This is a genomic window from Nocardia sp. XZ_19_369, assembly GCF_015355715.1.
Lineage (GTDB): Bacteria > Actinomycetota > Actinomycetes > Mycobacteriales > Mycobacteriaceae > Nocardia.
Genome location: NZ_JACVED010000001.1, coordinates 205,603 through 216,234, shown reverse-complemented (window position 1 = coordinate 216,234; position 10,632 = coordinate 205,603). Strand labels below are relative to the sequence as shown.

Genomic DNA, 10,632 nt, shown 5'->3' with positions numbered 1-10,632 from the left:
ACCGTCAGTAGCCGCGGTAGGCGCCGCCCGATTCGACGGCCACCACGCCGGGCACATTCTTGACCGAGCCATAGGTATCGATCGAATAGCGGACCCCGGCGATGATGTTGTCCACCGGATTCCAGATATCGTCGTGCCCCGGTGCCTTGTAGGCGTTGAAGGTGCTGTCGATCGTCTGCATCAGCCCCTTCGACGGGTGCCCCGCCAACCAGTTGCTGTCCCAGCGGTTTTCCGCATAGGGATTACCCGCCGATTCGTGCTGGATGATCATGGCGATGGCCCGCTCATCGATATCCTTGGGGTCGTACCCCATTTCGATGAGTTTCTGTTTCGCCTCCGCGATCCATTTCGCCATATCGCCGCTCGGCAACGGCCCGGTGGGCGCGCTCGAACTCCCCGAATAACTTCCGGTGTACGGACTACCGACGGACGACCCCGAATTGCTGTTGTTGCCCATCGCGTAACTCGGTTTGTTGGACGAAGGGCTACTGCTCACCGGAGTCGGCGCCGCGACGCTGGCCGGTGCCGTACTAACCGGTGGCGCCACATTCGTCGCGGGCTCGCCGAGTCCACCGAACGCCTGCTCCAATTTGCGTACCGCCGCATCGACCTGTGTCTTCGCCTGGTTGGCAACGGTTTCCGCGGTTTTCAGCGCATTGGTCAGTTCCCAGGTCCGAGTCGCCGCCTGCAGCGACTCCTGAAAAATGAGTCCCTCGAGGTTCGCCTTGTCCGAATGCTCGCGCAGCGCCGCGATCCGGGTCGTCGCGTTGACGGTGCCGTTCGGCTCCACATCGAATGAGGGCGTCTGATTGACGGCGTCGTCGCGCAGTTGCAGCACCTTGGTTTTCGCTTCGACCAGGTTCTGCGTCTGAGAGGTGAAGGCTATCTTCAATTCCAGCAGCGCGGCACTGACCGGTGAGGCCTTGGTCTTCTCGGTGTCCATGCGCGCGTTCGCGGCGGCCCCGGCCGTTCCGGACCATTTCTTGCCGTCTTCCAGCGATTTCGTCTGACTGGCGCCCTTGCCGACGGCGGCATCCAGGCCCTGCGAGACGGTCCCCGCGTGTTCGCCTGCGGCGGTGAGCTGTTCGGGTTTCCAGTTCTCCACATCGGGAATGGTGAGGGTCATGGCAGTCCGATCGCGCGCAGCTTCGCGGTGAAGTCGTCCTCGGCCAGTTTGTATTTCCCGGCGGCGTTGTGCATATTGTCGGCGATGGTGGTCAGTCGATTGCCGATCCGTTGCAGGCAGCGGTTGACCACATCGTTCGCCTGCTGTGCGGCGGTACCGAATTCGGTGCCGGGTAGTGCCGTGGCCGCGGCGGTGAACGCGCCGCCCGCGTTGAGCCCGGTCACCTCGCCTGCTTCGGTGCCGAGGGTTTGCGCGAAGGAGCGCAGTGCGTCCGGATCGACCTGCACGCTCGTCGACGATGGTTGATTGCGCTCGACCATGAGTCCCCCTTCACGCCCGACCATAGGTCGCGGTCAGCATAGCAAAACGGGGTCCGCGGAACAGGGGCGTCGCGCAGGTCGCGGCGGTCGCGCACGGCGGGACAACGCAGGCAGGGTGCGCACAGCGCGGCGACGCGGGTTACGTTGATCACGGCGGCGCCGGCGCGGACGAGGCCGGTGCCACGACAGAGAGGTCGGCAGATGCGCGCAGCCCAGGTCAGCAAGCTGGAGGGACCGGAGTCGGTCGAGATCGTGGACATCCCGGAGCCCAAGTCGTATCCGGGTGGCGTGGTGATCGACGTGCACGCCGCCGGTGTCGCGTTCCCGGACGTGCTGATGTCGCGTGGGCTGTACCAGATGAAGCCGGAATTGCCGTTCGTCGTCGGCGGCGAGGTCGCGGGCATCGTGCGCGAAGCGCCGGCCGACGCGCACGTCAAGGCAGGCGACCGGGTGGTCGCGCTGACGTTGCTCGGCAATGCCATGGCCGAGACCGCTGTCGCGCCCGCGCAGATGGTGTTCCCGTTGCCCGACAACGTCTCCCTGGAGTCCGGGGCAGGCATCCTGTTCAACGATCTGACGGTGCACTTCTGCCTGCGCAACCGCGGCAGGCTCGCCGAAGGCGAGACGGTGCTGGTGCACGGCGCCGCGGGCGGCATCGGCACCTCGACGCTGCGGATGGCGACCGCGCTCGGCGCGGGCCGGGTGATCGCGGTGGTCAGCACCGAGGCGAAGGCGGAGGTGGCCCGCGCGAACGGTGCCACCGATGTGGTGCTGGCCGAGGGCTGGCTCGCCGCGGTCAAGGAACTGACCGGTGGTCGCGGTGTGGACATCGTGCTGGATCCGGTCGGCGGCGACCGTTTCACCGACAGCGTCCGTTCACTCGCGTCGGCGGGCCGCCTGCTGGTGGTCGGCTTCACCGCGGGTGAGATCCCCACCGTGAAGGTGAACCGGCTGCTGCTGAAGAACGTCGAGGTGATCGGCGCGGCCTGGGGCGAATGGGTGATGACGCACCCGGGCTACCTGACCGAGCAGTGGGCCGAGGTGGCGCCGCTGCTGGCCGCGGGCAAGATCGCCGCACCCGAGCCGGTGCTCTACCCGCTGGACCGCGCGGCCGAGGCGATCGCCTCGCTGGAGAACCGGACGGCGACCGGCAAGGTCGTGGTCACGCTGCGCTGAGGCGAAGCGAATCATGATGCTCTCCGACCGGATACTGAACCGCACGTTGCTCGCCCGCCAGCACCTGCTGGAACGCTCGCAACTCACCGTGCACGAAATGTGCGACCACCTCGTCGGTTTGCAAGCACAGGACTCGCCGCCGCCGTTCGTCGCATTGTGGAGTCGCATAGCGGATTTCGATCCCGCGACAATCTCCAACGCGCTGGAGGATCGGACGCTCGCCCGAATCACCTTGATGCGCGGCACTATTCACATGGTGACCCCGCCGGACGCGCTGCGGATCGCGCCGCTGATGCAGCCGGAGCTCGAAAAGATCCCCTTCCGAAAGGGTTTCAACTACGGCGCGCTGGTCGGCCTCGACCCCGACGAGGTGCGTGCGCACGGCGAGCGGGTGCTCGGCGACGAACCGATGTCCGCCGCCGACCTGCGACAGCACGCCGCCGAGTGCTACCCGGACCGCAACCCGGGCATGGTCGTGCAGGCTTGGCTCATCCTGCTGCCGGTGCTGCAGACCCCGCCGCGCGGCAAGTGGAAGGACAGCAGCAGACCGGTCTGGTCCCGGGTCGAGCCGTGGCTCGGCGCACCGCTCGACCCGTCGTATCCGTTGGCGGAGTTGCTGCTTCGGTACCTGCGTGCCTTCGGTCCGGCGTCCACCATGGACATGCAGACCTGGTCGAAGCTGCTCGGCATGAAGCAGGCGATCGGCCAGCTCGGCGATCGTGTGCGCACCTACACCGACGAGCGCGGCCGCACCCTCTACGACGCCGCCGACGGCGAGCTCGCCGATCCGGAACTCCCGGCGCCGGTGCGCCTGCTCGGCTGGTACGACAATGCCCTGCTCTCGCACCAGGATCGGAGCAGGATCGTGCCGGACGGCGCGGCGCCCCCGCTGCGCGCCTTCGCCGCCGCGGTAGCCCCGGTACTGGTCGACGGCTTCCTTGCCGGTCTCTACAAGATCTTCCCGGAGTCCGGCGCGGCGCGCCTGCGGATCAGCCCCACCCGCAAGTGGACGAAGGCCGAGCGCGCCGCGGTGGAAGCCGAATCGCATGCCCTGCTCGCCTTCCATGAAGCGGACAAGGAACTCCGGGTGGAGATCCTGGAGGTGGGCGCCGACGTGCGGCCCTGAGCTCCGCTACCGTTCGTGCGCCGCGCGATATGCCGGCGCCTTCGTACCGCCCGCCGGATCGAGGGTGCGCAAGAGCGGCAGGGTGCGGAACGGCACCACCGTCGACAACACGATGACGCTGTGCGACCGCACCACCGACGAGGTCCGGTCGATGCTCAGCAGCACCGCTTGCAGCCCGGCGTGCGAGTCGGCGCCGATCCGGCACCACACATCGCCCGAACCGGTGGTCGCGTAGGCCTCCAAAACCCCTGGGATCATGTCGAGTTCGGCGGCGACCGAGTCCAGCGCGCCCTGGGCGATCTCCAGCGTGACGAACGCCTGCACGTCGAAACCCGCTGCGGTAACGTCGATCTGCGGGTCGTAGGAGGCGATGACGCCGGATTCCTCCATCCGCCCGATCCTGGACTGCACCGTAGCCCTGGCCACCCGGGTCCGGCGGGACAGCTCGAGGATGCCCGCCTTCTGGTATTCATGCATCGCGGTCAGGATCGCGAGATCGAGTTCGTCCAGTTTCGCCGGCGTGCGTGACATTGGCGGCCTCCGTTCCGAGCACAGGCTGGCCTTCCAGCCTTGGATAGCACCAGCCAGCTGATGCTATTCAAATTGTCCAGCATTTCGGGGCACTTCCTAGCCGGATTCGCCAGAGTGTCTAACGAAAATCGCCGCTGTTGCCTAACCGGCGGCCCTGACGATTACTTGGTGCATGACCATCGAGCAGATGCCGAATGCCCGGTCCAGCACGGCGCAGAGCCAGTCCGGCACCGCCCCCACCGACGGTGAGCTGCGCAAGCTCGTCGGACTCGTGGACCACGACACCAGTGTCGACAACTTTCCCGTAATCGGCTGGGATGCCCTCGTCTGGGTTGTCGGTAACGCGACCCAGACCGCCCATTACCTGGAATCCGCCTTCGGTATGCGACTGGAGGCGTATTCGGGTCCCGAGACCGGTAACCGCGACCACAAGGCGTTCGTGCTGCGCAGCGGCGGCGCCCGCTTCGTGGTCAAGGGCGCGGTCGACCCGGACAGCCCGCTCGTCGCCCATCACGACCGGCACGGCGACGGTGTCGTCGACATCGCGCTCGAGGTGCCGGACGTGGACCGCTGCGTCGAGTGGGCGCGCACCCACGGCGCCACCGTCCTCGTCGAACCCCATGACGAGACAGACGAATTCGGCACCGTCCGGTCCGCCGCCCTGGCCACCTACGGCGAAACCAGGCACACCCTGGTGGACCGTTCCGGCTACCACGGGCCGTACCTGCCCGGCTATGTCGCGCGCCGAGCCGGCTACCAGCCGCGCGAGGGCGCGCCGAACCGGCTGTTCCAGGCGATCGACCACGTCGTCGGAAACGTGGAGCTCGGCCAGATGGACGAGTGGGTCGAGTTCTACCGCCGCGTCATGGGTTTCACGAACATGGCCGAGTTCGTCGGTGACGACATCGCCACCGAGTACTCGGCGCTGATGAGCAAGGTCGTCGCCAACGGCAACCACCGGGTGAAGTTCCCGCTCAACGAGCCCGCGGTCAGCAAGAAGAAGTCGCAGATCGACGAGTACCTCGAGTTCTACCGCGGCCCCGGCGTCCAGCACATCGCGCTCGCCACCGGCGACATCCTGGCCTGTGTCGACGCGCTGCGCCGCGAAGGCGTCGAGTTCCTGGACGCGCCCGACTCCTATTACGAGGACCCGGAACTGCGCGCCCGGATCGGCCGCGTCCGCGTCCCGGTCGAGGAACTGCAGCGCCGCGGCATCCTGGTCGACCGCGACGAGGACGGCTATCTGCTGCAGATCTTCACCAAGCCGATCACCGACCGCCCCACCGTCTTCTTCGAGCTGATCGAGCGGCACGGCTCGCTCGGCTTCGGCAAGGGCAACTTCAAGGCGCTCTTCCAAGCGATCGAACGTGAGCAGGAGGCCCGCGGCAATCTGTGATCGGTTGTGGCCCTGAGCATCCGGCAGTACGCTCCGTGGACTCGCCGGATGCTTAAGGGGCCGCCGCAGTGCTCGACAGATCCGCCGCCGCGTTCTCCTTGGCCGTCGCCCTCACCCTCGGTACCGACGCCACCTCCCGCGCCGAACCCACCCCCACCTATTACCCGTCCCTCGACGCCTGCCTCGGTGCCATGTCGAAATACAAGACCGGCCCGGCGCAGTGCACCTACATCGATTCGATGGGTGCTTACGAACTGCGCGTCCCGCACGAGTAGCGGGTGGGGCAGGTGCCGGCTCGCCGACGCCTGAGATCATCCGGGCCGGTCGGCCGAGCCGGTCGCCGGCACCGTCGCGCCGGTAGAGTCTCAGGCATGCGGATCAAGTCGGCGATCGTCACGGGCACGGTCTTCGCGCTGTTGCTGTCCGCGTGCGGATCGCGCGGCGACTCGGACACCTCGAACACCCCGTTGCGTCCGCCGCCGAAGGTCGCCACGCTCGGCCCGTTCGTCGGCGAGTGCGGCCATGCCACCGATGACGAGGTGCGTGATCTCGCGGGGCTCGGTCAGATCTCCCAGGCGCTGAAGAATTCGGTCGGCTGCAATTGGCAGTCCGCCGGATTGGGTTCGCCCAGCGTCACTTTCGCGTCGTACCGGGGCAGCCCGATCGACCGCGAGAAGGCGTGGGTGACCACCCAGGGACGGACCACCCAGGCGATCGAAGTCGGCGGCCGCACCGGCTGGCAGGCGCTCGAGCCGGACAGCAAGGTCTGCGATCTCGCCGTGCAGCTCGACGACGACTTCTTCGAATGGTCGATGTCCTACGGCATGTTCGCGCCCGACGGCAACCCGTGCGACCGGATGCACAAACTGGCGGAGCTGACCGTGCGGCGGCTGAAGTGAGGGGGAGGACGGCAATGCAGCTGCGTCGCGCTCGCGCCATACTCACGGCGGCCGCCGTGTCGGCCCTAGCGGTGACCGTCGCCGGTTGCGGTCAGACGGTGAGCGGTTCGGCACATCCCGCCGGTTCGGGGACCGGGGAGTCGGTGAACACCAACTTCGACAAGCTGTTGCGCGAATGCGACATCGTCTCACTGAACCAGGTCGGCGACGCGGTGAGCCAGGGCGCCATGGCGATGCAGTCCTTCTACGGCGCGGTCTGCATGTGGGACGTGCAGGGTTCGAGCAGCGCCATGGTGACCCTGAACTGGTACGAGATCGGCTCGCTGAACAACGAGAAGACCACCAACGACAAGTTGGGTTACCTGACCAACAACATCACCGTGCAGGGGCGGCGCGGGTTGGAGACGCGGCGGCCGAACGATCCGGACTCCTGTGGCGTCAGCGCGGGGGCCGCGGATCAGGGTGTGATCGGCTTCTGGATCAACTATCGGCCCGGCTCGGCGCATCCGGATCCGTGCGCGGGCGCCAAGAAACTCGTAGAGTTGACGCTGAACCTGGCCAGGTAGCGGGGTCTCCAGCCACCCCGCTTTGACCCTGTGTCGCGACCACGAGTATCGTGGATCGCTGTGCCCGGAAGCATACGGGCAAGTTCGTGCGTGACCGTAGGCCAGCGAAAGCGGCTGACACCTCCAGCGTGCCCGCATTTCGGGCCCTACACCACGCGCGACACGCCCGACCTCGGGGCACGTGAAACGTGGCCGGACGTGCGAGTGAAAGCTCGATGACAAAGACATGAAGTTCCAGACACCGCGTAACTAATAAGGAAAGCCGGTCTATGCCAACCATCAACCAGCTGGTCCGCAAGGGTCGCCGCGACAAGGTCTCCAAGACGAAGACCGCGGCGCTCAAGGGCAGCCCGCAGCGTCGTGGCGTGTGCACTCGCGTGTACACCACGACCCCGAAGAAGCCGAACTCCGCGCTGCGTAAGGTCGCGCGCGTTCGCCTGACCAGCGCGGTCGAGGTCACGGCCTACATCCCGGGCGAGGGCCACAACCTGCAGGAGCACTCGATGGTGCTCGTTCGTGGCGGCCGTGTGAAGGACCTTCCCGGTGTGCGTTACAAGATCATCCGTGGCTCGCTCGACACCCAGGGTGTGAAGAACCGCAAGCAGGCCCGCAGCCGTTACGGCGCCAAGAAGGAGAAGAGCTGATATGCCACGCAAGGGCCCCGCACCCAAGCGTCCGCTGATCAACGACCCGGTCTACGGGTCCCCGCTGGTCACTCAGCTGGTCAACAAGATCCTGCTGGACGGCAAGAAGTCCACGGCCGAGCGCATCGTCTACGGCGCGCTGGAGCAGGCGCGCGAGAAGACCGGCACCGATCCGGTCGTCACCCTCAAGCGCGCGCTGGACAACGTCAAGCCTGCCCTCGAGGTCAAGCCCCGCCGCGTCGGTGGTGCCACCTACCAGGTGCCCGTCGAGGTTCGTCCGGGCCGTTCCAACACGCTGGCCCTGCGCTGGCTGGTCAACTACTCCCGCGCTCGCCGCGAGAAGACCATGGTCGAGCGTCTGGCCAATGAGCTCCTCGATGCCAGCAACGGCCTCGGTGCTTCGGTGAAGCGTCGTGAGGACACCCACAAGATGGCCGAGTCGAACCGGGCCTTCGCGCACTACCGCTGGTGACGTCTGCCCGGCCCATCGTCTGGGGTCGGGAGGCACACTGTCGGCGCGGCACCAACCTGCCGCTTCCGGCGTTGACATAGAGACGACCACAGGGTCGTCCCCGAAAATCCCATCTAGCTACGAGCGGGGAAGATTTCCGTGGCACAGGACGTGCTCACCGACCTGAACAAGGTCCGCAACATCGGCATCATGGCCCACATTGATGCGGGCAAGACGACCACAACCGAACGCATCCTCTTCTACACCGGCATCACCTACAAGATCGGTGAGGTTCATGATGGCGCGGCCACCATGGACTGGATGGAGCAGGAGCAGGAGCGTGGTATCACCATCACCTCCGCGGCTACCACGTGCTTCTGGAACGACAACCAGATCAACATCATCGACACCCCCGGGCACGTCGACTTCACCGTCGAGGTGGAGCGGTCGCTGCGCGTGCTCGACGGCGCCGTTGCGGTGTTCGACGGCAAGGAAGGTGTCGAGCCGCAGTCCGAGCAGGTGTGGCGTCAGGCCGACAAGTACGACGTGCCGCGAATCTGCTTCGTCAACAAGATGGACAAGCTCGGCGCGGACTTCTACTTCACCGTGCAGACCATCAAGGACCGCCTCGGTGCCAAGCCGTTGGTCATCCAGCTGCCGATCGGCGCTGAGGACACCTTCGAGGGCATCGTCGACCTGGTCGAGAACAACGCCAAAGTCTGGCGGGGCGAGACCAAGCTCGGCGAAGAGTACGAGGTCGTCGAGATCCCCGAGGATCTGAAAGAGCGGGCCGAGCAGTACCGTCAGGAACTGCTGGAGACCGTCGCGGAGTCCGACGAGGCGCTGCTGGAGAAGTTCTTCGGCGGCGAAGAGCTCTCGCTCGAGGAGATCAAGGGCGCGATCCGCAAGCTCACGGTCAACTCCGAGATCTACCCGGTGCTCTGTGGCTCGGCGTTCAAGAACAAGGGCGTTCAGCCCATGCTCGACGCGGTCATCGACTACCTGCCCTCGCCGCTGGACGTGGAGGCCACCACCGGCCACGTGCCCGGCAAGGAAGAGGAGCTGCTGACCCGCAAGCCGAGCGCCGACGAGCCGTTCGCGGCCCTGGCGTTCAAGATCGCGGTGCACCCCTTCTTCGGCAAGCTGACCTACGTCCGGGTGTACTCCGGCAAGGTCGACTCCGGCGCCCAGGTCATCAACTCGACCAAGGGCAAGAAGGAGCGTCTGGGCAAGCTGTTCCAGATGCACTCCAACAAGGAGAACCCGGTTCCGGCTGCCTCGGCAGGTCACATCTACGCGGTGATCGGCCTCAAGGACACCACCACCGGTGACACCCTGTGCGATCCGCAGAACCAGATCGTGCTCGAGTCCATGACCTTCCCGGACCCGGTCATCGAGGTCTCCATCGAGCCGAAGACCAAGTCCGACCAGGAGAAGCTGGGCACCGCGATCCAGCGTCTCTCGGAAGAGGACCCGACCTTCTCGGTCAAGCTCGACCAGGAGACCGGCCAGACCGTCATCGGCGGCATGGGCGAGCTCCACCTCGACATCCTCGTCGACCGCATGCGTCGCGAGTTCAAGGTCGAGGCGAACGTCGGCAAGCCGCAGGTGGCCTACCGCGAGACGATCACCAAGAAGGTCGAGAAGCTCGAGTTCACCCACAAGAAGCAGACCGGTGGCTCCGGCCAGTTCGCGAAGGTCATCATCGCCGTCGAGCCGTTCGTCGGCGAGGACGGCGCGACCTACGAGTTCGAGAACAAGGTCTCCGGTGGCCGCGTGCCGCGCGAGTACATCCCTTCGGTGGACGCCGGTGCGCAGGATGCCATGCAGTACGGTGTGCTCGCGGGCTACCCGCTGGTGAACCTGAAGGTCGTTCTGCTCGACGGCGCGTACCACGACGTCGACTCGTCGGAAATGGCCTTCAAGATCGCCGGCTCGCAGGCCCTGAAGGAAGCGGCCCGTAAGGCCGGTCCGGTGATCCTCGAGCCGCTCATGGCGGTCGAGGTCATCACGCCCGAGGAGTACATGGGCGATGTGATCGGCGACCTGAATTCCCGCCGTGGCCAGATCCAGGCCATGGAGGAACGCAGTGGTGCCCGTGTCGTCAAGGCGCTGGTTCCGCTCTCGGAGATGTTCGGTTACATCGGTGACCTGCGGTCGAAGACCCAGGGCCGAGCGAACTACTCCATGGTGTTCGACTCGTACGCGGAGGTTCCGGCCAACGTGTCGAAGGAGATCATCGCCAAGGCGACCGGCGAGTAACAACACCGGCGGAGCAAGTGCGAGACTTGCGGCAAGCCCTTCGGGGGTAAGCCATCAAGCACTTGCCCCGCCAGCCGGGAGTCAGTACGACCCCAGTAATAACCGCACTGCTGCAACTGCACGCACCAACAAGTC

General features: G+C 66.1%; 12 protein-coding genes. 9 read left to right on the top strand and 3 right to left on the bottom strand.

What is annotated here, in order from left to right:
• Nucleotides 1-4: 4 nt before the first annotated feature.
• Together IBX18_RS00875 and IBX18_RS00870 are read right to left on the bottom strand one after the other, a co-directional pair.
• Nucleotides 5-1,126, bottom strand: a complete 1,122-nt coding sequence (locus tag IBX18_RS00875; RefSeq protein WP_194831911.1) for a transglycosylase SLT domain-containing protein — start codon at nucleotides 1,124-1,126, stop codon at nucleotides 5-7.
• Nucleotides 1,123-1,446, bottom strand: coding sequence for a type VII secretion target (locus IBX18_RS00870; RefSeq protein WP_194831910.1), 324 nt, complete (start codon nucleotides 1,444-1,446; stop codon nucleotides 1,123-1,125). The genes IBX18_RS00875 and IBX18_RS00870 overlap by 4 nt, the downstream gene beginning before the upstream one ends.
• 201 nt (nucleotides 1,447-1,647) lie before the next feature.
• On the opposite strand from IBX18_RS00870, the gene IBX18_RS00865 reads away from it, so the two are divergent.
• Entirely contained in the window at nucleotides 1,648-2,622 is a 975-nt protein-coding gene (locus IBX18_RS00865) for an NADPH:quinone oxidoreductase family protein (protein WP_194831909.1), read from the top strand.
• 13 nt (nucleotides 2,623-2,635) lie between these two features.
• Nucleotides 2,636-3,748 carry a winged helix DNA-binding domain-containing protein gene (locus IBX18_RS00860; protein ID WP_194831908.1) on the top strand — a complete coding sequence of 371 codons (1,113 nt, stop codon included), beginning with the start codon at nucleotides 2,636-2,638 and terminating at the stop codon, nucleotides 3,746-3,748.
• Nucleotides 3,749-3,754: 6 nt separating this feature from the next.
• Here the strand turns inward: IBX18_RS00860 and IBX18_RS00855 are convergent, their stop codons facing one another.
• The gene (locus IBX18_RS00855) at nucleotides 3,755-4,279 is read right to left on the bottom strand and encodes an Lrp/AsnC family transcriptional regulator (RefSeq protein WP_107659462.1); all 525 of its coding nucleotides are present in this window, start codon (nucleotides 4,277-4,279) and stop codon (nucleotides 3,755-3,757) included.
• A 187-nt stretch (nucleotides 4,280-4,466) separates the two neighbouring features.
• Between IBX18_RS00855 and hppD the strand changes: the two genes are divergently transcribed.
• From hppD to fusA, 7 genes are all read left to right on the top strand, one after another.
• Nucleotides 4,467-5,675, top strand: a complete 1,209-nt coding sequence (gene hppD / locus IBX18_RS00850) for a 4-hydroxyphenylpyruvate dioxygenase (protein ID WP_194832675.1) — start codon at nucleotides 4,467-4,469, stop codon at nucleotides 5,673-5,675.
• A 68-nt stretch (nucleotides 5,676-5,743) separates the two neighbouring features.
• Nucleotides 5,744-5,950 carry a hypothetical protein gene (locus IBX18_RS00845; protein WP_194831907.1) on the top strand — a complete coding sequence of 69 codons (207 nt, stop codon included), beginning with the start codon at nucleotides 5,744-5,746 and terminating at the stop codon, nucleotides 5,948-5,950.
• A gap of 96 nt (nucleotides 5,951-6,046) precedes the next feature.
• Nucleotides 6,047-6,574, top strand: coding sequence for a DUF3558 domain-containing protein (locus IBX18_RS00840; protein ID WP_107659460.1), 528 nt, complete (start codon nucleotides 6,047-6,049; stop codon nucleotides 6,572-6,574).
• Nucleotides 6,575-6,588: 14 nt separating this feature from the next.
• Nucleotides 6,589-7,140, top strand: coding sequence for a DUF3558 domain-containing protein (locus tag IBX18_RS00835; RefSeq protein ID WP_107659459.1), 552 nt, complete (start codon nucleotides 6,589-6,591; stop codon nucleotides 7,138-7,140).
• A 269-nt stretch (nucleotides 7,141-7,409) separates the two neighbouring features.
• Nucleotides 7,410-7,784, top strand: a complete 375-nt coding sequence (gene rpsL, locus IBX18_RS00830; protein WP_019049359.1) for a 30S ribosomal protein S12 — start codon at nucleotides 7,410-7,412, stop codon at nucleotides 7,782-7,784.
• Between the two features lies 1 nt (nucleotide 7,785).
• Entirely contained in the window at nucleotides 7,786-8,256 is a 471-nt protein-coding gene (gene rpsG / locus IBX18_RS00825; protein ID WP_040739280.1) for a 30S ribosomal protein S7, read from the top strand.
• 138 nt (nucleotides 8,257-8,394) lie between these two features.
• Complete coding sequence (gene fusA, locus IBX18_RS00820; RefSeq protein ID WP_147140581.1) at nucleotides 8,395-10,497, top strand: elongation factor G; 2,103 nt, start codon at nucleotides 8,395-8,397, stop codon at nucleotides 10,495-10,497.
• The last annotated feature ends 135 nt before the right edge of the window (nucleotides 10,498-10,632 follow it).

Coding starts and splice junctions, on each gene's coding strand:
- IBX18_RS00875 (WP_194831911.1), bottom strand. CDS start 1,126: ATGACCCTCACCATTCCCGATGTGGAGAACTGGAAACCCGAACAGCTC.
- IBX18_RS00870 (WP_194831910.1), bottom strand. CDS start 1,446: ATGGTCGAGCGCAATCAACCATCGTCGACGAGCGTGCAGGTCGATCCG.
- IBX18_RS00865 (WP_194831909.1), top strand. CDS start 1,648: ATGCGCGCAGCCCAGGTCAGCAAGCTGGAGGGACCGGAGTCGGTCGAG.
- IBX18_RS00860 (WP_194831908.1), top strand. CDS start 2,636: ATGATGCTCTCCGACCGGATACTGAACCGCACGTTGCTCGCCCGCCAG.
- IBX18_RS00855 (WP_107659462.1), bottom strand. CDS start 4,279: ATGTCACGCACGCCGGCGAAACTGGACGAACTCGATCTCGCGATCCTG.
- hppD (WP_194832675.1), top strand. CDS start 4,467: ATGCCGAATGCCCGGTCCAGCACGGCGCAGAGCCAGTCCGGCACCGCC.
- IBX18_RS00840 (WP_107659460.1), top strand. CDS start 6,047: ATGCGGATCAAGTCGGCGATCGTCACGGGCACGGTCTTCGCGCTGTTG.
- IBX18_RS00835 (WP_107659459.1), top strand. CDS start 6,589: ATGCAGCTGCGTCGCGCTCGCGCCATACTCACGGCGGCCGCCGTGTCG.
- rpsL (WP_019049359.1), top strand. CDS start 7,410: ATGCCAACCATCAACCAGCTGGTCCGCAAGGGTCGCCGCGACAAGGTC.
- rpsG (WP_040739280.1), top strand. CDS start 7,786: ATGCCACGCAAGGGCCCCGCACCCAAGCGTCCGCTGATCAACGACCCG.